This window comes from Rhizobium sp. N621 (assembly GCF_001664325.1).
GTDB classification, from domain to species: Bacteria; Pseudomonadota; Alphaproteobacteria; order Rhizobiales; family Rhizobiaceae; genus Rhizobium; species Rhizobium esperanzae.
In genome coordinates, this window is record NZ_CP013495.1 from 2,565,161 (window position 1) to 2,587,448 (window position 22,288).

Below are 22,288 nucleotides of genomic sequence, written 5' to 3' on the forward strand. Positions count from 1 at the left end.
AGCCATGCAAACACCCTGCATTCACGTCTGCTCCATGGTTCCAGCCACCGGATTTTGCGCCGGTTGCGGCCGCACTCTTCAGGAAATCGGTGGCTGGATGAACTATACCGATGCCGAACGGCGCGGGATCATGGCGCAGCTGCCGGCGAGGCTCGCAACCGCCGCGGCGACCAGCCGAATGAAAACAAGCCTCGCCGAGCCGCCGGGGCGGCCTTCATGATCCGTTTCATCGTCATTCTCGTCGTGATCGGCATCGGTCTTGCCGTGCTGATCCTCAACGGCGACAGCGGCCGCATTCTCGGCTTGCAAAGTGACGAGTTCGGCCGCTTCGTTTACCTGCTGCCGATCGCACTGATGCTATCGGCCGGGATTTGGGCGCGCAGCGTCGGTGAAACCATGCGCCAGATGATGATCTGGCTGGTCATCATCCTGGCGCTCGTGACCGTCTATCTCTATCGTCAGGAAGCGATCGGCGTCGGCAATCGGGTACTCGCCGGTCTCATTCCTGGCCGCGCTGTCGTCGTCACGACGAGCGAAGGTGGTGCGGAAATCATCCTGCACAAGCTGTTGAACGGCCATTTCGAAGCGGACGTCAATGTGAATGGCCGGACCGTCGAGATGCTCGTCGACACCGGCTCCAGCATGGTCGCGCTCTCACACGAGGATGCTGAACGCATCGGCATCGATCTCACGGGCCTCACCTACTCGATGACGGTCATGACCGCCAACGGCCGCAGCCGCGCGGCCCCCATTACGCTCGACCAGGTAGCGATCGGTCCGATCGTCCGCAACAATGTCGCAGCCAGCGTCGCCGAGGACGGCCGGCTTGACCAGAGCCTGCTCGGCATGAGCTTCCTGGAAACGCTGGGCTCCTTGCAAATGCAGACGGACGAATTGCGAATGCGGGATTGATCCGGCAGAACAATCATGCCCTCGATCCGCTCTCGGCCGACTCTCCATTGGGAATACGGACCGCAACTCGCCGGTCGACAAAAGCTGCAAAAAACGCTGCCGACAAGGCAAGTGAGGCCGATGTCAGCAACATCGCGAACAGCGTCGACACTGCGCCTGCCTCCCGGAGAAACAACCCGGCGATCGAAGCAATCAGCGCGGCGCCGGCGATCGACATGGCGGCGGCAAGGCCTGCAGCGGTGCCGGCGAGATGGGCGCGAACCGACATCACGCCCAGATTGGCGGCCGGAAAGGTCAAGCCATTGCCGATGCCGATGAACATACAGGGTCCGAAAAATGCCAGGACATGCGTGACGCCCGAGATCGACAAGATCAGCCCCAAGAGCAGACCCATGCACGTCGATAAACGCGCAATGACGAGCGTGGTGCTGAGCGATTTCCTCGTCAATCGGGCAGCGAGATAACTGCCCAGAATGAATCCCGCGGGAACCATTCCGATGAAGAAGCCCAGTTTCGCGCTCGATCCGCCGAGCGAAGAACTGACTGCCAAGGATGCGCCTCCGAGGAAGATATAGAGAGTGCCGGTCGAGCAGGCCATGCACAGCGTATAGGCCCAGAACCGCGCCGAACCGAGAAGCTGCCGGTAGGAAGCAAAGTAATCTCCTTTCAGTCTCGACGCTGGGCCGGCTGTTTCCTTCAACTCGCGCATGGAAATGGCGAGGATGACTGCGCCTATCAGCGCAAGAGCGACGAAGATCGCCCGCCATCCGAACGTTTCGTCGAGAATGCCGCCGATGCTCGGGCCGAGCATTGGCGCGATAGCCCATCCCATGGCGGCGTAGCCGATCCTGTTGGCGGCCCCGCGCTCGCCCGCCGTCTCCTTGATGGCGACGAGTGCGATGCAGAAGCAGGCGGCGATCGACGCCTGCATCACGCGAAACAACAGAAAGATGCCGATATTGGGCGCCAGCGCGCAGCCGATCGACGCGACGATGAAAATGGAAACGGCGATCAGCGCGATCGGCCGGCGCCCATAACGATCCGACATCGCGCCGGCGACAATTTCCGTCAGGGCGTTGATGATCGCATAACCCGCAACCGAGAGATTGACGAGCGCGAAATCAGCCTGAAAAGTCGCGGCGATATTTGGCAGCGCCGGCAGATATATGTTGACCGGCAACACCGAGAGCGCCGTCAGCAGGAGAAGGATCGTGCGCCGCGGCGCCGCAGTCGAAGTCGCAGCCGCCTTCTCGGTCAGGCGGTTGCCGGAAGTCTGCGCAGAATTGTCGCGTGACATGGCTTTGTCCGGTGTGTCAGGGAGATTGTGGGAATCTGACGAGGCGCAGCGCAAATTCAGGGCACAAAAAAAGCCCCGTCAGGAGCTTGTTTTATCGCGCATGGGGCTGATCGCCGGATAGTTACACCATCCTGCCCATGCGCGCTATCACCACGACAAGAACCATTGCGATCTTCATGACGGTACAGCTAGACAGAAATTTCCATCTCGTCAACGTGCGGTTTCAATGCTCGCAGAAAATGCAAGTCGACGAACCGTGCCGTGCGCGATGCAGCTTTACGGCGCCAGGCGGACCTGGCACCGTCAACGGCAAAACAACAAGACCACAAAGAGCAAAAAGAAACTCCTAGTCTGGTGGCACCCCGCATGTCCGATCGGCCCTCGCTTCAGGCGAAGGCCTTGCCCATGGGTGCGACAGGAGTTTCGCCATGAATTCACTCTGGCCGATCGTTATCGGCGGCATTCTGCCCGCCGTTTTCTGGGGCATCACCGCGATCTTCCAGAAGCAGAGTGCTGCGGCCGCTACCGGCTCTGCCGTCTATCTCATCGCCTTCGGCGCCGCCTGCGCCCTCGCCGGTCTGATCGCCGCGCTGATCTGGCGCCCTGTCGCCTGGACCGCTCAAGGACTTGGTTTTGCCGCAACCGCCGGCGCCTGCTTCGCCCTCGGCACCGGCCTCATCAGCTTCGCGCTCTTTGCTTATGGTGTCCCGGTCTCGAAACTCGCCCCGATCTGGAGCTGCAACGTGCTGGTGACGCTGGCGACAGGCGCAGTCTTTCTCGGCGAAGCCTCCGAGCTTAACATGGCGCGGCTCGCAGCCGGCACCCTTTTCATCCTGCTGGGCGCCCTGCTCGTCAGCAGTGCCTGACAGCCCCCGAATTGCGGCTGGATCGTCTTTGTTGATATCCTGCCATTGCGCAAATGCCGGAGCTCGAGATGACCCCACGACAACTGAAGACCTTCCTTGCCGTCATCCGCCATGGAAACCTCACGCGCGCCGCCGCCGAGGTCAATCTCGCGCAGTCGAGCCTCAGTGATCAAATCCAGGCGCTGGAAGAGGAGATGGGCGTTGAACTCTTCCTCCGCTCCCGGCAGGGCGTCGCTCCCACACCGGCAGGCATGGCATTGAAAGCCTATGCGGAAGAGATATTGGCGCTGAACGATGAGGCGCAGACCGCCGTCCGCATTGCCGCCGGCATTTCCGAAGCCTCTATCACCCTGGGCACGCTGGAAACCATTGCCGCTGAAAGGCTGGCGCCCTGGCTCTCCCTCCTCCGCAGGCAAAATCCCGATCTCGGTCTCAAACTCAAGGTCGGCGGCAGTGGCGAGTTGCATGCGAAATTGCAGCATGGCTCGGTTGATATCGTCTTCACCTTCGATCGCGGCCAGCAGGACGAGCGCTTCGTGACACGCCGCGTCGCCAGCGAGCCGCTGGTGCTGATTGCCGCCGGCAGCGCGCAAATCCCGCCGCCGGAAAGCCTCGCAGCCCTGCGCACCGCCCCGTTCATCGCCACCGCGACCGGCTGCGTCTATCGCCACCTGCTCGATATCGCCTTTGCCGAAGCGGGTTTAGCTGCGCCGGCCGTTGCGGCGGAAGCGGACAGCATCGCAACGATCATCCGGCTTGTGGCATCAGGCGCCGGCTACGGCCTGGTCCCGAGTCTTGCGGTGGGGCCGTCCATTGCGCGCGGCGATGTCGTCGAACTGCCCTGGCCCGGCCGACCGCCGGCAGCCTCGCTGGTGATGATGTGGCGACGCCGGCGCGTCCAGCCGTCGCACATCGCTTTCCTTCTGCAATCGGCCAGCGAAAATCTTTCGCCGGTCAGACCAGCCGATGCCCGCCTTCGACATGCAGGGTAGTGCCCGTGGTGAAGCCGTTGCCGATCAGGAAACGGATCGCATCGGCGATATCCTCGGGCTGCCCAACCCGCCCAACCGGCAGGCGCTGCGCCATCGCATCCAGCCTCGCCTGCTTGGCGTCACCGGCAACGAAGCTCCAGATCGGCGTGTCCACCCAGCCGGGCGAAACCGCGTTGACGCGGATCGGCGCCAGTTCGACGGCAAGCGCCCTGACGAGGCCTTCGAGTGCCGCGTTGACGGCCGCGACCACCGATCCGCGCGCGAGCGGCCGATAGGCCGCAATACCCGAGGTGTAGGTAATCGAACCAGACGACGGCAGTCGGGAGGCGCCATATTTCGCCAGCAGCAGCGGGCCGTAGAACTTGCTCTGGACCACCTTTTCTGCCGCCGCCAGTTCGAGCGACGACAGCAGCTGATAGGCTCCTTCGATTTCCGCCGCCGTGCTGACGATATGATCGACCGGTCCGCACTCCCGAAACAGCGCCGCGACCTCCTCCTCCCGGCCTATATCGACGACATGGGTTCGAAGTTTCGGGTGGTCGCCGAGATGACGGCAAACTGCCGCAAGCTTCTCCTGACCGCGCCCGGCAATCGTCACCGACGCCCCCTCGTCGAGCAGACGCCCGGCAAGTGCCAGCCCCATACCGGAACTGCCGCCGACAATTATCACCTTCTGACCTTCGATGCTCATAACAGCTGTCTCGCCTCTCCATTGGGATGAGACAGCAGATGCCTCCACCGGACGCAAAAGAAAAACGGAAGAAGCCGATAGCACTATCGGCTTCTCCGGTCATCGACGTTCAAGCGGTCAGTTGCGCAGCCGGTATCCGGTCTTGAAGATCCAGCCGAGCGTTCCCAGGCAGATCGCCAGGAACACGGTGATCATCGCCAGGCTGATCGCCGGGTTGACATCGGCGATCCCGTAAAAACTCCAGCGGAAGCCGCTGACGAGGTAGAGCACCGGGTTGAAGTGGCTGACCGCCTGCCAGAAGGGCGGCAGCATGCTGACAGAATAGAAACTGCCACCGAGGAAGGTCAGCGGCGGCACGACAAGCATGGGAATGAGGTTCAGCTGCTCGAAATTGCCGGCCCAGATGCCGATCATGAAGCCGAACAGGCTGAAAGTGATCGCAGTCAGCAGGAAGAACAGGATCATCATGAAAGGATGTTCGATCCTGACGTCGACGAAGAGATTGGCGGTTAAAAGAATGATGACGCCGATGATCAGGCCCTTGGTGGCCGCCGCCCCGACATAACCGAGCAGTATCTCCGTCATCGCCACGGGCGCCGACAGCACCTCATAGATCGTGCCGGTGAATTTCGGGAAGTAGATTCCGAAGGAGCCGTTGCTGATGCACTGGCCGAGCAGCGTCAGCATGATGAGGCCCGGCGTGATGAAAGCACCGTAGGACACGCCTTCCACTTCCTGGATGCGCGAACCGACTGCCGCCCCGAAGACGATGAAATAAAGCGAGGTCGAGATGACAGGCGAGATGACGCTTTGCAGCAGCGTGCGGCGCGTGCGCGCCATTTCGAAGAAATAGATCGATTTGACCGCTTCGAAGTTCATTTGCTCGCTCCTACCAGCGCCACGAAGATATCTTCGAGCGAACTCTGCCGCGTCGACAGATCCTTGAAATGGATATTGTTCTCGCCGAGCCGGGTCAGCAGCGTCGCGATGCTTTCCTGCTCGTTATCGGCGTCGAAATCATAAGTCAGGCGGCTTCCGTCCGCTTCGAGAGTGAGGCCATTGCCGGCAAAACAGTCTGGCAGCCGGCTCAGCGGTTCCGCCAAATCGAGGATGAGCTGCTTGCGGCCGAGCTTGGCCATCAACGCGGCCTTTTCCTCGACGAGCAGCAGCTCGCCGCCATTGATGACGCCGACGCGGTCGGCGATTTCCTCGGCCTCTTCGATATAATGGGTCGTCAGGATGATGGTGACGCCCGAAGCCCGGAGTTCTTCGACGACGTGCCACATGTCCTTGCGCAGCGTCACGTCGACGCCAGCGGTCGGCTCGTCAAGGAAAAGAATATCCGGCTCATGGGAAAGCGCCTTGGCGATCAGAACCCGTCGTTTCATGCCGCCGGAGAGCTGACGCAGCATATTATCCTTCTTGTCCCAAAGCGAGAGCGCCCGCAGCACCTTCTCGATATGCGCTGGATTGGCCTTCTTGCCATGCAGCCCGCGCGAAAAGCTCACCGTGTTGAACACCGTCTCGAACTGGTCAGTCGTCAGCTCCTGCGGCACCAGGCCGATCATCGAGCGGGTCGCGCGGAAATCCTTTACGACGTCGTTGCCGGCCACCAGCACGCGGCCGCCGCTCGGATTGGCGATGCCGCAGATGATCGAGATCAGGGTCGTCTTGCCGGCGCCGTTCGGCCCGAGCAGCGCCAGGATCTCGCCCTTCTCGACATCGAGGTTGATGCCCTTCAGGGCCTCGAACCCGTTGGCATAAGTCTTCGTCAGGTTCTGAACGGAAATAATGGGGGTCATGCAGGACTCTTGCAGATGCTCGAAGTATTTCGGCCCGCTATATAGTCCCTCTGTGGCGCTTTGACATCCTTCGGGAACATGAACACTGCATTCACGCCTCGCCAACACCGTCGCCTTTCGTCAAGCCGATCACCCATTGGTGACGGGCCTGCGATAGCCGGCTTCCGATTGCCGTCGCCCGCCGCCAATTCTCCCTGAAAGAAATGCAGCGGTCGGCTCCGGATGTCATCATCCGGTGATATTCATGCTCGATAAGAGAGCCGAGGCAAGCACCGGCATCCGCCCCGCCGCCCATTCCTTTGCGGAGCCGTCTTACCGGCGTTCTCGTTGCGCCCTTTTCCGCTGTCTCGGCATGTAATGAAAGTTATTGTTCAGTCACCAAGCGTTTGGAACCGGCCAGTATCCCTGTGCAGCCGCGTTCGTCTCAGCCGGCCTCTGCGCCGGCTTTTCTTTTGTGCGTGCGTCGTTGCAGCGGCCGACCTCGTCCTTCGATGCCCCTGCGGGCCACCTCCAGGATGAGGTCGGACAGAGGTCGCGGCCGTGTCGCAAGACATAGCAGCGAGCTTGGCAACAACGGATTTGGCGCAACCGAGCATGCCGATCTGGTCCGCAGCCAAATGGCACAACGACCAGCCCTTATCCTGAGGTGCATAGGCCAAAGGCCGAAGCCTCGAAGGACGAGGGCGGCTGGGAGGCAGTAGGTGCTACGCCTCACAATTCATCATAATTGAACCAGTCGAAATCCGCCGCCTTCCCTCGCCCAGACGTATCGAAGGCAAACACGCCGGCAAAGGCGCCGGTGAAGGAGCCGTGCTCCCCGCGCCCGCCCTCGTCGGAAATCACGCCGGCGTCGAGGACGGGACCGATCCGTTGCCAGGCGCCCTTGCCCTCCGTCTGCCAGGAGAATTGAAGGTCATTCTCGCGGATTTCCATGGCAAGCTGGACACGGCCCTCGGCCGGGATCGCGACACCACTTTCGGCGGGAAAGCTGAGGCGGCCGTTCGGGTAGTCGCCGTTGCAGGAGAGGATGGTCACGCAGCGGCCGAGCGTTTCGTGCAGCGTCACGGCGATCGCGTGGAACTTGTGGCGGTTGTAATAATGCGTCAGCCCCGCGACCTGCTGATACGTGTCAGGCGAAAATTCGATCACGGTTTCGGCGCGGAAACTATGATGCTCCTGCCGGCGCGCGACCAGCGACTGCTCGAACCAGGAGCCGATGCTTTCTCGACCGATCAGTCTGAGATGGCCGGGACGGTCCGTCAGATTGAAGATGCGCTGGGGTTCGGGCGTGCGCAGCCACTGGAAATCGGCCGGTAGCGCGCGCCCATCGAAACTGTACTCGCTGCGCATCGGCTTCTCCACCGGCGCAGCGCTGAAGGGAGCCGACACATCGATATCGGGCACTGAGGTGCCGTTTTCCAGATAGAGCCAATCATCGTCGCGCCAGACGCATTTCTGCAGGGACGTTTCGCGCCCCAGCGTGCATCGCCGTTTCGGCGGCAGCGGCCGGCCGCAGAGATGAGTGTGATAGGCCTGCCCCTCCGGTGTCTCGACATATTGGCCGTGCCCGGCCCGCTGCAGCACCGCGCCCGGATGATCCTTCGAGGTGATCAGATGCATGTTCGGATGCATCTCATACGGCCCGTCGATGCGGCGCGAGCGCGCCATGGTGACGGCGTGGTCGTAGCCGGTGCCGCCCTCGGCGGTCGTCAGATAATACCAGCCGTTCTTCTTGAAGAGATGCGGTCCTTCGACGAGGCCGAGCGGGCTGCCGGCGAAGATGTTTTTGATCGGCCCCTTCAGCGCCTTGGTCGCGGGATCCCATTCCTGCAGCAGGATGCCGTCGAAGGCGGGCGATTTCGGCGAGCCGCCGAAGCTCTGGGTTCGGTGGTTCCACTGCATGTTGACGAACCATTTGCGGCCATCGTCGTCGTGGAAGAGCGAGGGATCGAAGCCGGAGGAATTGACATAGACCGGCTCGGACCATTCGCCCTCGATGGAAGGAGACGTCACGATGTAATTATGCGCATCCTTGAAATTGCCGTCGAAACGCTTGACGTCGGTATAAACAAGCCAGAACTGCCCATCAGCATAGGAAAGACACGGCGCCCAGATGCCGCAGCTATCGGGATTGCCGCGCATGTCGAGCTGCGAGGCACGCTCTAGGGGCCGGCGCACCAGCGTCCAGTTTACAAGATCGCGAGAATGATGGATCTGCACACCCGGATACCATTCGAAGGTGGAGGTGGCGATGTAATAATCGTCGCCGACGCGGCAGATCGACGGATCGGGATTGAACCCGGGCAGGATGGGATTGCGGATCATGAACGGCCTCCTCCTAGATTATTGCGGTACGTACGTCAGATAGGTGCGGTTTAGCTAGCCTCTCCACCCTCATCTCTGTGCTTGTCACAGAGATCCAGCCGAACCAAGTCTTTGGGCCGGAAAGACCCCTTTTCACCGCGCGCACGCGCGGTGGCTGGATTCCTGTGACAAGCACAGGAATGAGGACGTGTGGCAACTACTGCCACATCCTCCGGTTGCCTTGCCTAATCCCGCTCGGCCGACCTCGCCCAGAGATTGATATCAGCCTCACGGGCATACACATCGATCTCCTTCAGCTCCTCAGCCGAAAACTCGATATTATCCAGCGCCTTGACGCAATCGACGATCTGCGAGGACCGGCTGGCGCCGATCAGCGCCGAGGTCACCCGCCCACCCCGCAGTACCCAGGCAATCGCCATCTGCGCCAGCGTCTGGCCACGCCGTTCGGCGATATCGTTGAGCTTCCTGATATTGTCGATGATCGAAGGGCGGATGAAATCGCGCTTCAGGAAATGATTCTGCGCCGCCCGGCTGTCGGCCGGAATACCGCCAAGATACTTCGTCGTCAGCATGCCCTGGGCGAGCGGCGAGAACACTATCGAACCCATGCCGACGTCGTCGAGCGTATCGAGCAGCCTGTCGTCCTCGACCCAGCGGTTGAGCATTGAATAGCTCGGCTGATGGATCAGGCAGGGCGTGCCGAGGTCCTTGAGGATGGCGGCTGCTTCGCGGGTGCGCTGCGAATTATAGGAGGAGATGCCAACATAGAGCGCCCGGCCGGAGCGGACGATATAGTCGAGCGCGCCACAGGTTTCCTCGAGCGGCGTCTCCGGATCGAAGCGGTGGGAATAGAAAATGTCGACATAATCGAGACCCATGCGCTTCAGGCTTTGATCGCAGGAGGCGATCAGGTATTTGCGGCTGCCCCACTCGCCATAGGGACCCGGCCACATATCGTAGCCGGCTTTCGAGGAAATGATCAGCTCGTCGCGAAGCCTGGAAAATTCCGTGCGCAGAATTTCGCCGAAAGCGGTCTCGGCGCTGCCGGGAGGCGGGCCGTAATTGTTGGCGAGATCGAAATGGGTGATGCCGAGATCGAAGGCCGTGCGGCACATGTCGATCTTGCGGTCATGCGGCGTGTCACCGCCGAAATTGTGCCAGAGGCCGAGGGAGACGGCCGGCAGTTTCAGGCCGGAACGGCCCGTGCGGTTATATTTCATCTTCGAATAACGGTCTGCGGCCGGTTGCCAGCTCATCTGAATGTCTCCTTGACAAAATATCTCTATGATCGTCATGCTCGGCCTTGTGCCGAGCATCTGCCGTGCTCTCGATAGATCCTCGGGACAAGCCCGAGCGCGCGAGAACTATTGGAACAAGCGCGCTGGATACGGCAAGCGAACGCGCGAGTTCCTACGGCTTCAAGAGTGCCCGCGACCAATCGATGCCGAGCATTCGCCGCCTGGTTTGCAGATCCTCGGCACAAGGCCGAGGATGACGTTCGGAGTGCGCACTTAGCGATCAGCAGACCTCAGGCGATACGTTATCACCTCAACAGCGCCTGCGCCTCTTCGATGCCAAGCGCGGCCGGCTGGGTGCAGGTCGTCGTGAGATCGATGAAGCGGCCCTCCTCGCCCGATTTCAGGATCGAGGTCATGACGTCGACGCCGTGCAGCGTGCGGTCGAGCGAGCAGCGCGCGTCGCGTCCCTCGATCAGCGCCATCGCCATATCTGCAAGGCCGGCCGTGCGGTAGTTGGCGCGCGCCCCGGTCGGGTTTTCCTGGTTGATCTTGCCGAAGGGATGATCCCAGTCTTCCAGCGGCTTGATGTCCTTGTCGCGGCCGCTGGCCTCGACGGTGCCGCCGAAGAAGTTCGGGTCCGGCACGTAAAGCGAGCCGTCGGTGCCGTAGAGCTCCATATTGGCATGGCGGTGCGACCACACATCCCAGCTCGCCGACAGCGTCACGGTAGCGCCGCTGACGAATTCGAGCAGCGCCTGGATCGTCGTCGGCGTCTTAACCGGGATGATCTCGCCATGGCGCGGCTGGCTGGTGATCGTCCGGGTCGCCGATGCCATCGAGGTCATGGCGCCGACGCGCTTCACAGGGCCGATCAGGTTGATCAGATTGGCGATATAATAGGGGCCGAGATCGAGGATCGGACCGCCGCCCGGCAGGAAGAAGAAATCCGGATTCGGATGCCACATCTCCATGCCGGGGCTCATGACATAGCAGGCGCCCGAAGTGACCCGGCCGATGCCGCCGTCGTCGATGAACTTGCGGGCGAGCTGATGCGCGCCGCCGAGGAAGGTGTCGGGCGCGCAGCCGACGGCGAGGTTCCTCGCCTTGGCGATGCGGCGAAGCTCTTCGCCCTGCTCCAGCGAAAGCACCAGCGGCTTTTCCGAATAGACGTGTTTTCCGGCTTCGAGGATCGCCTTCGATACCGGAAAATGCGCGTCCGGAATCGTCAGGTTGACGACAACGTCGATCTCGTCATTGGCGAGAAGCGCGTCGATCGTCTGTGCCTTCACGCCATATTCCTTGGCGCGGGCTTCGGCGGCCGGTACGTTGATATCGGCGCAGGCCAGCACCTTCAGCCCCTTGAAGAGCGGTGCGAGCGAGAAGTAGGTGGTGGAGATGTTGCCGCATCCGATGATGCCGACGCCAAGTTCCCTGGTCATGATGTGCCTCAATAAGTCTTGAAGGATGCGATCGAACGGCTGATGTTGCGGTCGATGTCTTTGGGATTGTCATGTTCGACGACGAAGTGCTTGGCCTTGGTGCCGCGAAGCGCCGCGATCAGCTTGGCCCATTCAACCTTGCCATGGCCGACATCGGCCCAGCCGTCCTCGTCCTTCGCCTCGCCTGCCGGCGCGATATCCTTGACGTGGACCGAAGTGATGCGAGAGCCGAGTTTCTCGATCCAGGCGAAGGGATCGGCGCCGCCGCGGATGACCCAGGCGATATCGGCTTCCCAGGAAATGTCAGGCGCGCCTTCGAAGATGCGCTCGATCGGCAGCGAGCCGTCGGCGAGCTTGACGAACTCGAAATCATGGTTGTGCCAGCCGAATTCGTAGCCGGCTTCTTTATAAGGCTTGCTCATCTCCTGCAGCCGCTTGCCGAAGGCCGTCCAGCCGGCGACATCCGAGGGGCGCTGTTCGGCCGCCAGGTGCGGCGCATAGATCGAGTCCATGCCGAGAATCTTGGCAATATTGAGCGACTTCTGAACTTCCTTCTCCAGGAAATCGGGGCTGAAATGGCCACTCGCCATGACCAGGCCATTCTTGTCGAGCTCGGCGCGAAGGCTTTTCAAGCCGGCATCGTCGAGATCGGCGTAGATGCCGCCGAAGCCTTCGACTTCGGCATAACCTGCCTTGCCGAGCTTCTCGAAAATCGCCGAATAGGGCTGGAAGTTGCGCGCGCTATAGAGCTGGTAGCTTAGTTTCGTCATCATGTTCTCCTTGGGCCTCGTGCCCATGCTTGGGAAGATCAATCCGCCGATTGGCAGGAATGCAGGTCGTAGAACCGGAAGTCCGGCAGCTTGCCGCGTTCGAGCTGATGTGCCGGGGTAAAGGTGATGCGGCGGCTTTCGCCGGCCGCGAGATCGAAGGCGTTGTCGGAATATTTGCCGTCCGTCTCGCTCTCGATCATCACGAAGAGCGCAAGTCCCTTCGCGGTGACGTTGATGTCGACGGCGCCGCTCGCCTCGACATATTCATGGGTGACCGTCAGCCCCGCGGGCTCGAGCTCCAGCGCCTTATAGGTGCCGTTGACATAATGCCCCTCGCCGCCCATGCCGTTCGAGGCTGTGAATTGCCAGGCAAGCAGCGTTCCCTCGCCGATCTCAGCGACGTCGATGGTCGCAGCCGTCACCGCCGCATCCGGCGAGCAGACCGCCTGCACATCTTTCAGGTGCTTCCGCTCGCCGTTCATCGTCAGAACAGAAATTGAAAGATCGACACTGACATCGGCAAGTGTGTCGTTGACCAGCGAGAAACGGATCGTCTTGCCGTCCTCGGAAGGAATGGCCGCGACTGCCACCGGTTGGAAGAAGCGCTTGACGAGATAATGCATCGCCTTCCAGCGCCCGCCATAATCGAGGCTCGACCAGGAAGCGACCGGCCAGGTGTCGTTGAGCTGCCAGTAGATCGTGCCCATGCAATGGGGTTTCAGCGACCGCCAGTATTCCACCGCCGTCTTGATCGCCAGGCCCTGCTGGATCTGCGAGAGATAGACGAAGTTCGGGAAATCCTTGGGGAAGCGGAAATAACGGAACATCGTGCCGGCGATGCGCTCGTTGCCGCCGGCATTCTTCTGATGCAGTTCCATGACCGGGGAAGCGACGTTCATGTCCTTCTCGTCGGCATAGGTCTTGATGACGGGCAGCGAGGTATAGGACTGGAAGCCGAATTCCGAGCAGAAGCGCGGCCGCACCGAACGATAATTGTCGAATGACTTGTTCTCGTGCCAGACCGACCAGTAATGCATGTCGCCGGAGCCGTCGGCATGCCAGGCATCGCCGAAATCGAGATAGCCGGAGGCCGGGCTCGACGGCCACCAGAGCGCGCCGGGCAACGCTTTCTTCACCGCCTGCTCGATCGTTCGGTTGAGCCGGTCGTAGGAGACGAGATAACGGTCGCGGTCCTTCCGCGACTCCTCGAACCAGGTCAGCGCGCCGACAAGTTCGTTGTCGCCGCACCAGAGCGCGATCGAGGGATGAGAGGAGAGCCGGCGGACCTGGTAATCGACTTCGATCGCCACATTCTCGAGAAAGTCCTCTGTCGAGGGATAGAGATTGCAGGCGAACATGAAGTCCTGCCAGACCAGGAGGCCCAGCCGGTCGCAGAGATCGTAGAAATGATCCTGCTCATAGAAGCCGCCACCCCAGACGCGGACCATGTTCATATTGGCGGCTTTCGCCGACTGCAGCAAATCCTCAGTCTTTTCAGGCGACGAGAGGGAATAGAGCGCGTCGGCCGGAATCCAGTTGGCGCCGCGACAGAAGATCTCTCTGCCGTTGACCTTGAACGCAAAGCGGCTGCCTGATGCATCCGGGGTGGTGATCAGCTCGATGGTACGAAGACCGATCTGCTTCGTCACCACCTCATCAGACAGCTCGACGGAGAGCGTGTAAAGCGCCTGCTCACCGCTGCCGGACGGCCACCAGAGGCGCGGCCTGTCGATATGGAAGAGGTAATTGACATCAGTCTCGCCCTTGACGCCGACATCGAGGCGCACGCGCTCTCCGTCGAGATCGAAATAGACCTGGGCGATGCCGGCATGCTTGGCATAGAGGCTCGCCGTCACCGTGAGATCGACAGAGCCGTCATTGTTGTGGGTCTGGCGGGTGACGACATGCTCGATGCGCGCCGTTTCGAGCTTCTTCAGCGCGATCGTGCCGTAGAGGCCGAAGGGTGCAATGGCGATATTCCAGTCCCAGCCGAAATGGCATTGCGGCTTGCGCAGCATGTTGCCGTCGGGGATCGGCGAATTGCCGGTGCTGTAGGGAATGTAAAAGGGCTGCTGCTTCTGCCGCTCGGCACCAACGGCGGGATTGGAGGCAAACACGATGCGGATGACATTGTCGCCGGATTTCAGCATGCTTGAGACATCAGGCCGGTAGCGGCGGAAGCTGTTGTCGGCTTCGAGCGCCAGGAAGCCGTTGACGTAGACGCTGGCGACCGTGTCGAGATAATCGACATCGAGATACCAGTCGCCGTCGACTTCCTGCAGTGCAAAGCTGCGCTCGACCGCCCACTCACGCTGGGCGACCCACTGCACCTTCTGCTCGTTGCGCCCGAAATAGGGGTCGGGGATCAGACCGGCCCGGTGAAGCGCCGTATGCACGTCGCCCGGCAGCGCGATGACGCTTTTGATCTCACCATCAACGGAGCTCAGCTGCCACGAACCGGAAAGGTCGATGCTGGAGGGAGGCGGTTGTTGCGTCACAATTTCATTTCCGATTTCGAAAAGGGTTGTGTTCTTGAAGGAAGGGCAAATGTCGCTGTTCGGCGGCGTTCACCTATTCGTTCGTCAGAGACGTGTCGTTTTTGTCCTCATCCGCCCACTCCGCTCTCCGTCATCCTCGGGCTTGACCCGAGGATCTACACCGCATCCACCAGCAGCAACTGCATGGATCCTCGGGTCAAGCCCGAGGATGACGGAGGGCGGGATTGGCCTTTTCGTCAAACTCGCCCGGGGGTAGTGGCCTCAATCCACAAATCTCCGCTAAAGCCGCAGCTCGCTCTCGGCGTCGAACACCGAAGCCAGCGTCATGTCGAAGCTCAGCTTCACCTTGGCTCCGACATTGAAGCGGCGCGCGCCGTTGACGCGGACCGACATCGTGTGGCCGGCATGTTTCAGCCACAGGAGATTGTCAGCACCCATCGGCTCCTCGATATCGACGGTCGCGTCATGTTCCTCGCCGCCGGTGTTTTCGTTGACCTTGATATGCTCGGGGCGAACGCCGAGCACCACCTTGCGGCCGGGCTGCAGCACTTCATTGGCGTCGTAAGCCGCCAGCGAGAAGATGACACCGTTGGCGGTAAAGGCGATGCCATCGCCTGATTTGACCAGCTCGCCACGCAGGAAATTCATCGAGGGCGAGCCGATGAAGCCGGCGACGAAGAGATTGCGCGGCCGATTATAGATCGTCGTCGGATCGTCGAGCTGCTGGATGATGCCGCTCTTCATGATGGCGATGCGATCAGCCAGCGTCAGCGCCTCGATCTGGTCGTGCGTCACATAGATCATCGTATTCTGCAGCGACTGGTGCAGGCGCTTGATTTCGACACGCAGTTCTGAACGCAGCTTGGCGTCAAGGTTGGACAGCGGTTCGTCGAACAGGAAGACGTCGACATCGCGCACCAGCGCCCGGCCGATCGCCACGCGCTGGCGCTGACCGCCGGAAAGCTCTGCCGGCTTGCGCTTCAGGAGCGGCTGGATCTGCAGGATCTCGGCCGCACGCGCCACGCGCTTGTCGATCTCGGCCTGCGGCACCTTGGCGACGCGAAGGCCGAAGGAGAGGTTCTTCTCCACGGTCATCTGAGGATAGAGCGCATAGGACTGGAAGACCATGCCGATGCCGCGATCCTTCGGCTCTTCCCAGGTGACGTTCTTGCCCTTGATGAAGATCTGGCCTTCCGAAGCATCGAGCAGGCCGGCGATGCAATTCAGCAAGGTCGACTTGCCGCAGCCCGACGATCCAAGCAGCACCAGGAATTCGCCGTCATTGATGTCGAGGTTGAGATCCTTCAGCACGCTGACTGATCCGAAGTTCAGCGACAGATCCTTGATCGAGACGCTCGAATTGGAGACAGTTGAATTCATGTTCATGTGATCACCCCTTCACTGCGCCGGCGGCGATGCCGCGAACGAAAAGCCGTCCGGAGACGAAATAGACGATCAGCGGCACCAGGCCGGTGAGGATCGTCGCTGCCATGTTGACGTTGTATTCCTTCACGCCCTGGACAGAATTGACGATGTTGTTGAGTTGCACGGTCATCGGATAGGTATCCGGCCGGGTGAAGACCACACCGAACAGGAAGTCGTTCCAGATGCCTGTGACCTGCAGGATCATGGCGACGACGAAGATCGGCAGCGACATCGGCAGCATGATCTTCAGGAAGATCTGCCAGAAGCCTGCCCCGTCGACGCGCGCTGCCTTGAACAGTTCCTCCGGCAGCGACACGAAGTAGTTGCGGAAGAGCAGCGTCAGGATCGGCATGCCGAAGATCGAGTGCACGATGACAAGGCCGGTCAGCGTGCCATAGATGCCGATTTCGCGGAGGATGATGACGATCGGATAGATCATCACCTGATAGGGAATGAAGGCCCCGATGATGAGGATCGAGAAGAACAGCTCGGAACCTTTGAACCGCCAGTTTGCCAGCGCATAGCCGTTCACCGAGGCGATGGCGATCGAGATGATCACCGACGGCACGGTGATGCGCACCGAATTCCAGAAACCGCGCGACAGGCCGTCGCAGTTCAGGCCCGTGCAGGCCTCCGCCCAGGCCTTGACCCAGGGTTCGAAGGTGATCTCCATCGGCGGTGAGAAGATGTTGCCGAGACGGATTTCCGGCATGCCCTTCAGTGACGTCACGACCATCACATAGAGCGGCAGCAGATAATAGAGCGCTGCAACCGTCAGCGTTCCGTAGAGCATGATGTTGCGCGCTGACAGCGTCGGGCGCGGCTTCGGACCGCTCGGACCGTCGCCGAGCCTCTGTGAGACGGCGTCGAGGCCGGCAGCCGTGGTGTTGAGAGTTTCGATATCAGCCACGCTTGCGCCCTCCTCCGAACTCCAGATAGGCCCACGGAACGATGATGATCGCGACTGTGACCAGCATCATCGTCGATGCGGCGAAGCCCTGACCCAGATTCTGCGCCTGGAACATGTAATCGTAGACGTATTTGGCCGGCACTTCCGATGATATGCCGGGACCGCCCGAAGTCTGCGCCACCACGAGGTCGTAGACCTTGACGATGCCGGAGGCGATGATGACGATCGTCGTGATGAACACGGGCCGCATCATCGGAATGACGACGAGCAGGTAGGTCTTCCACATCGGGATGCCGTCGACGCGGGCCGCTTTCCAGATATCCTCGTCAATGCCGCGCAGGCCGGCAAGCATCAGGCACATGACGAGGCCCGTTCCCTGCCAAAGCGCCGCGATCAGAATCCCGTAGATGACGATTTCGGGCGTGTAGAGCGGATTGAAGGTGAAGCTTGTCCAGCCGAGCGAACGCACTACCGACTGGACGCCGAAATCCGGGTTCAGAACCCACTGCCAGACGAGACCCGTCACGATGAAGGACAGCGCGAAGGGGTAGAGAAAGATGGTGCGAAAAGTGTTTTCGAAACGGATCTTCTGATCCATGAGCGCGGCGAGCACAAATCCGATGACCAGGCTGAAGATCAGCGAGAGGACGCCGTAAAGCGCCAGATTTTCGATCGCAGTAACCCAGCGGGGTGCCGCCCAGAGACGGTGATACTGGTCGAAGCCGACGAAGCTCAACCGCGGGAGGAGCTTGGAATTGGTGAAGGAATAAAAGACCGTCCAGAACGTGCCGCCGACAAAGATCACCAGCGCTGTCAGGATCATCGGAATGGACGCAATCTTGGCATTCAGATTGCGCAGTAGCTTGATTGGCCGGCCTGCTTGCGCTTGACCCGTCATGAACACTTCTCCTCAAACCGCAGCTGCGGCCGGTGACGGCCGTCTCTCACCCCTGCCCGCGGCCGCCGGAAGGGCCGGCAAGACCGTCGAAACTTGCGGGAGGATCCGGCTCCGGGGAGCCGGATCGCAAGGGCAGCGAACCTGCCGATCAATCGGCCGAAGCGATGATGCCGGCGAAACGCTTCTGAGCGTCTTCCGGCGTCATCGACGGGTTGGCGAAGAATTCGGAGAAGAGGTCTTCCTTCTGCTTCTGGCTGTCGGCCGAAAGCAGCTGGTCAGTGCCTTCGATCACATTGCCTTTGGCCAGGATGTCGAGGCCCTTCTTCATGCAGTCGTTGGCGGCGGCAAGATCGACGTCGCCGCGAACCGGCAGCGAGCCCTTCTTCAGGTTGAAGGCAACCTGGGTCTTGGGATCCAGCAGGGTTTTGGCGAGCACGGCCTGCGCCTTGGACTTTTCCTCATCCTTCAGCAGCGGGAAATAGAAGGCGTCACCGCCCGTCGAAATGATTTCGTTGACGCCGAGACCCGGCAGGCAGGTGTAGTCGGTGCCGGCCTTCTGACCGGCGAGCGCGAATTCGCCCTGCGCCCAGTCACCCATGATCTGGCCGCCGGCCTTGCCCGTGATGACGAGGTTGGTCGCCTGGTTCCAATCCTGGACGTTACTGCCCTTGGACATGCGGCGGGCGTCGTCGGCAGCCTTGAAGACCTTGGCGATCTCGGGTCCGGCGGCGACCTCTGCATCCTTGTCCTTGAACACCTTGTTGAAGACGTCCTTGCCGGCGACCGCGACCATCAGCACGTCGAAGGCGCCTGTCGCCTGCCATGGTTGACCGCCGACAGCGAGCGGAATGATACCGGCCTTTTCGAGAGCCGGAGCGGCAGCGACGAATTCGTCCCAGTTCTTCGGAACTTCGACGCCGGCCTTCTTGAAGGCAGCGTTCGAAAGCCACAGCCACTGCCAGGAATGGATGTTCACCGGAGCGCAGTAGATCTTGCCGTCGATCGTGCAGGAATCGAGCAGGCTCGACGGACGAATAATGTCCTTCCAATGCTCCGCGGTCGCGACATCGGTCAGGTCGCGCATCAGGCCAGCCTGAACCAGTTCCTCGGCCTGGCGGCCGTGGTTGAACTGGGTGGCGCCCATCGGGTCGCCGCCGGTGATGCGGCTGATCATGATCGGGCGCGCCGTACCGCCGGAACCGGCGATAGCGCCGTCGACCCAGTGGTTGCCGGTGGCGTCGAATGCCTTTGCCAACTCGGCGACAGCAGCGGATTCGCCGCCAGACGTCCACCAATGGGTGACTTCGAGATCGGTGGCGCCGGCGCTGATCGGAAGCGCAGCAGAAGCGGCAAGCATGGCCGCCATCATACGAATTTTCATGAGTTCTCCTCCCTCACTGAAACGTTGCCGGAAAAACTTAGATCAATCGATTTCCCCACGCAACTGCCCGCCCGTAAATTTTTCTTTAAAGATCCTGATTACCACTTCTGACTGTTTCGGAAGACCTCCACACACCCGCTGAATCGGCAGCCTGACACACTTTTCCGCAGGCGCTGCGTCCGGTCATCACAATGAAATTTAATGATAATTTTCAAATTTCAGTTTCGAGCCCCGCACTTCCTTTTTCGCAGCTGCAGAAAAATTCTGCAAGAATCACCAATTCAACCTATGCGAATAATATTGCGGCGCACACAAGAAAAACCACTCGACTTTTCTACTGTATCGTTACAGATTGAACTCCTCAGGGAGGTGCGATTTTGGCAGGCGGCGGGCTTACGGCGCCTGAAAAAGCCTCTATAAGCGAGACCAATTCGCGCAAGGCGGCCTACAGGGATGGAAAACAAGGGAAATTTCGGACAGGCGACATCGACGGCGGTGACGCGCGAGCGCCCGACATTGAAGACGATCGCCTTCATGACCGGCCTCGGTGTGACGACGGTATCGCGTGCGCTGAAGGACGCGCCGGATATCGGTGCCGAAACCAAGGAGCGGGTGCGCATGGTCGCCCGCCAGCTCGGTTACCAGCCGAACCGGGCGGGCGTACGCCTGCGCACCGGCAAGACCAACGTCATCGCCCTCGTCCTCAGCATCGATGAAGAGATCATGGGCTTCTCGAGCCAGATGGTCTTTGGCATATCGGAAGTTCTGTCCGGCACTCCTTATCATATCGTCGTGACACCGCATTCCCACAGCAAGGACCCGATGCTGCCGGTGCGCTATATCCTCGAGACTGGCTCGGCCGACGGCGTCATCATCTCGCGTATCGAGCCGGACGACCCGCGCGTGCGGCTCCTGTCGGAACGCGGCATGCCCTTTGCAACGCACGGGCGCACCGATGCAGGTCTCGTCCACCCCTTCCACGATTTCGACAACGAGGCCTTCGCCCATCAGGCGGTGGAACGCCTCGTCAAACGAGGTCGGCGGCGCATCGCCCTGCTGCAGCCGCCGAGCAAGCTCACCTATTACGCCCATATTCGGATCGGCTTTCAGACCGGCCTGCACGATTACGGCGCCGAGGAAGTGCCCCTGCGCATCAACACCGACGCGCCGCTTGCCGATATCCGCGACGTCGTCGAGGTGATGATGCGCTCGGCGAACGCCCCTGACGGCATCGTCTGTTCGGCCGGCAGTGCGGCGATCGCCGTCAATGCCGGCATCGAGGCCGCCGGCAAAGCGCTGGGGCGCGATCTCGACATGGTGTCCAAGCAGTCGGTGCCGATCCTGAACTGGATCCGTCCCGAGATCATCACCGCCCAGGAGGATGTGCGCCAAGCCGGCCGCGAAATGGCCAAAGCCGTCATCGCCCGCATCGACGGCGTCGAACCGGAACTGCTGCAGAGCATCAGTCAGCCGATCTGGCCGGAGGGTGACAGGTAGGGTGATGGCGGAGCGGGATGACAACTAGCAAAACAATGCCAACATCGAAAACATATACGATATAACGCCCCTGAGCGCGGCATTCTCCAACATCCCTCATCCTTGTACGTTGCCGTTGCTGTATAGTGGGGTTGCGCGACGGGGATGCGTGTCATCCCTGGGTTTTGAACTCGTGCCTCAGCGAGCATCTCCGTCGCCATGTCTTCGCTCGAACGGTTGATTGGGCCTTGAGCCCGCGTTGCAAGGAGGAGCACCCATGCGTATCCCGCAAGCTTTCATGGTCGGCATCGATGTCTCGAAAGCCCATTTCGACGTGGCCGTCGAGGGCAAAAGCGCCGTTGGCCGCTTTGACAACGACGCGCCGGGCCGGACCGCGCTGGCGACGGCGATAGCCGGCGCCGAGCTGGTCGTCGTCGAGGCCACCGGCGGTTACGAGATGGCGATCGTCAGGGCGCTGATGGCCGCCGGTATTCCCATCGCCGTCGTCAATCCCCGCCAGGTGCGCGATTTCGCCAGGGCCAGCGGGCGGCTGGCCAAGACCGATCAGGTCGACGCCCGCGTCATTCTCCACTTCGCCAGAGCGATGCGGCCGGCACAGATCCCCCATATCGACGACGGCCGCATCGCGCTTGCTGCCCTCGTCGCCCGCCGCCGGCAGCTCATCGACATGGCGGTCGCCGAGAAGAACCGCCTCGAACATGCCCCGCAAGCCGTCGCCGCGCTGATTGGCGAGACCCTCGCCGCCCTCAAGAGCCAGCTCGCCCGCGTCGATGCCGCCATCGCGCTTGCCATCGAGGCCGAGCCCGACATGGCCGCACGCCGCGACCTGCTGCTGACCGTGCCAGGCATCGGCGAGGTCGGCGCCGCCGTGCTCATCGCCGAGCTGCCCGAACTCGGCGCCATCGACGACAAGAAGCTCGCAGCCCTCGTCGGCGTCGCCCCGGTCGCCCACGACAGCGGCACCTGGCGTGGCCAGCGCCACATCGCCGGCGGCCGCGCCACCGTCCGATGCGCTCTCTACATGGCAACGCTCTCGGCCATCCGTTGCAGCCCGGCCATCAAGGCCTTCCACAAAAGACTGCGCGATGCCGGCAAACCACCCAAGGTCGCCCTCGTCGCCGCCATGCGGAAATTCATCGTCATGATCAACACGATTATCAAAAGACGAACCCCATGGAGCGAACCCCAACAACACGGTTGCTGAGACGCGCAGCCCGCAGGGCGGAGCCTCGAAGGGCACGCCGCAGCGCTCTTCCTTCCATCAATTTCCCGCATCAGGATGAGGCTCTCTCTATTTTAAGTTGCATCGAAGAAAAACGCGCCCTACCGTCGGATTCGCAAGTGGGC

Annotated in this window: 19 protein-coding genes; 6 read left to right on the forward strand and 13 right to left on the reverse strand. The window is 61.2% G+C overall.

Annotated features, from left to right (window positions below; genetic code table 11):
- Window positions 1–4: 4 nt before the first annotated feature.
- Window positions 5–220 (forward strand): DUF1289 domain-containing protein, encoded by a 216-nt coding sequence (locus AMK00_RS12495; RefSeq protein WP_064803145.1) that lies wholly within the window; start codon window positions 5–7, stop codon window positions 218–220.
- Window positions 217–912: a TIGR02281 family clan AA aspartic protease gene (locus tag AMK00_RS12500; protein WP_064810558.1), complete on the forward strand. Its 696-nt coding sequence runs from the start codon at window positions 217–219 to the stop codon at window positions 910–912. Before AMK00_RS12495 ends, AMK00_RS12500 begins: the two co-directional genes overlap by 4 nt.
- A 13-nt stretch (window positions 913–925) precedes the next feature.
- Here AMK00_RS12500 and AMK00_RS12505 read toward each other — a convergent pair whose 3' ends face one another.
- Complete coding sequence (locus AMK00_RS12505) at window positions 926–2,209, reverse strand: MFS transporter (protein WP_064810559.1); 1,284 nt, start codon at window positions 2,207–2,209, stop codon at window positions 926–928.
- Between the two features lie 428 nt (window positions 2,210–2,637).
- Here AMK00_RS12505 and AMK00_RS12510 point away from each other — a divergent pair, with 428 nt between their 5' ends.
- Window positions 2,638–3,075, forward strand: coding sequence for a hypothetical protein (locus AMK00_RS12510; protein ID WP_064810560.1), 438 nt, complete (start codon window positions 2,638–2,640; stop codon window positions 3,073–3,075).
- Window positions 3,076–3,143: 68 nt separating this feature from the next.
- Window positions 3,144–4,067, forward strand: coding sequence for a LysR family transcriptional regulator (locus tag AMK00_RS12515; protein ID WP_064811706.1), 924 nt, complete (start codon window positions 3,144–3,146; stop codon window positions 4,065–4,067).
- Here AMK00_RS12515 and AMK00_RS12520 read toward each other — a convergent pair.
- The 12 genes from AMK00_RS12520 to AMK00_RS12580 form a co-directional block, all read right to left on the reverse strand.
- Window positions 4,030–4,758, reverse strand: coding sequence for an SDR family oxidoreductase (locus tag AMK00_RS12520; RefSeq protein WP_064810561.1), 729 nt, complete (start codon window positions 4,756–4,758; stop codon window positions 4,030–4,032). The two genes, AMK00_RS12515 and AMK00_RS12520, sit on opposite strands and share 38 nt — an antisense overlap.
- A gap of 117 nt (window positions 4,759–4,875) precedes the next feature.
- Window positions 4,876–5,637, reverse strand: coding sequence for an ABC transporter permease (locus AMK00_RS12525; RefSeq protein ID WP_064803152.1), 762 nt, complete (start codon window positions 5,635–5,637; stop codon window positions 4,876–4,878).
- Window positions 5,634–6,560, reverse strand: coding sequence for an ABC transporter ATP-binding protein (locus AMK00_RS12530; protein ID WP_064803155.1), 927 nt, complete (start codon window positions 6,558–6,560; stop codon window positions 5,634–5,636). Before AMK00_RS12530 ends, AMK00_RS12525 begins: the two co-directional genes overlap by 4 nt.
- Before the next feature lie 711 nt (window positions 6,561–7,271).
- Window positions 7,272–8,885: a glycoside hydrolase family 43 protein gene (locus AMK00_RS12540; protein ID WP_064810563.1), complete on the reverse strand. Its 1,614-nt coding sequence runs from the start codon at window positions 8,883–8,885 to the stop codon at window positions 7,272–7,274.
- A gap of 224 nt (window positions 8,886–9,109) precedes the next feature.
- Window positions 9,110–10,141 (reverse strand): L-glyceraldehyde 3-phosphate reductase, encoded by a 1,032-nt coding sequence (gene mgrA / locus AMK00_RS12545; RefSeq protein ID WP_064810564.1) that lies wholly within the window; start codon window positions 10,139–10,141, stop codon window positions 9,110–9,112.
- A 287-nt stretch (window positions 10,142–10,428) separates the two neighbouring features.
- Entirely contained in the window at window positions 10,429–11,562 is a 1,134-nt protein-coding gene (locus AMK00_RS12550; RefSeq protein ID WP_064810565.1) for a Gfo/Idh/MocA family protein, read from the reverse strand.
- 8 nt (window positions 11,563–11,570) lie between these two features.
- Window positions 11,571–12,332, reverse strand: a complete 762-nt coding sequence (locus AMK00_RS12555; RefSeq protein WP_064810566.1) for a sugar phosphate isomerase/epimerase family protein — start codon at window positions 12,330–12,332, stop codon at window positions 11,571–11,573.
- A 38-nt stretch (window positions 12,333–12,370) separates the two neighbouring features.
- On the reverse strand, window positions 12,371–14,830 hold the full coding sequence (locus tag AMK00_RS12560; RefSeq protein WP_064810567.1) for a beta-mannosidase: 2,460 nt from the start codon (window positions 14,828–14,830) through the stop codon (window positions 12,371–12,373).
- Between the two features lie 279 nt (window positions 14,831–15,109).
- Window positions 15,110–16,216 (reverse strand): ABC transporter ATP-binding protein, encoded by a 1,107-nt coding sequence (locus AMK00_RS12565; RefSeq protein WP_037139833.1) that lies wholly within the window; start codon window positions 16,214–16,216, stop codon window positions 15,110–15,112.
- A 4-nt stretch (window positions 16,217–16,220) separates the two neighbouring features.
- On the reverse strand, window positions 16,221–17,165 hold the full coding sequence (locus AMK00_RS12570; protein WP_020921516.1) for a carbohydrate ABC transporter permease: 945 nt from the start codon (window positions 17,163–17,165) through the stop codon (window positions 16,221–16,223).
- Entirely contained in the window at window positions 17,158–18,063 is a 906-nt protein-coding gene (locus tag AMK00_RS12575) for a carbohydrate ABC transporter permease (RefSeq protein ID WP_011425716.1), read from the reverse strand. The genes AMK00_RS12570 and AMK00_RS12575 overlap by 8 nt, the downstream gene beginning before the upstream one ends.
- Window positions 18,064–18,211: 148 nt before the next feature.
- Complete coding sequence (locus tag AMK00_RS12580; RefSeq protein WP_064803166.1) at window positions 18,212–19,444, reverse strand: ABC transporter substrate-binding protein; 1,233 nt, start codon at window positions 19,442–19,444, stop codon at window positions 18,212–18,214.
- A gap of 453 nt (window positions 19,445–19,897) precedes the next feature.
- Between AMK00_RS12580 and AMK00_RS12585 the strand changes: the two genes are divergently transcribed.
- A complete protein-coding gene (locus AMK00_RS12585) occupies window positions 19,898–20,941 on the forward strand; it encodes a LacI family transcriptional regulator (protein ID WP_020921520.1) in 1,044 nt (347 codons plus the stop codon).
- 256 nt (window positions 20,942–21,197) lie between these two features.
- Window positions 21,198–22,145: an IS110 family transposase gene (locus AMK00_RS12590; protein WP_064809531.1), complete on the forward strand. Its 948-nt coding sequence runs from the start codon at window positions 21,198–21,200 to the stop codon at window positions 22,143–22,145.
- Window positions 22,146–22,288 lie beyond the last annotated feature (143 nt).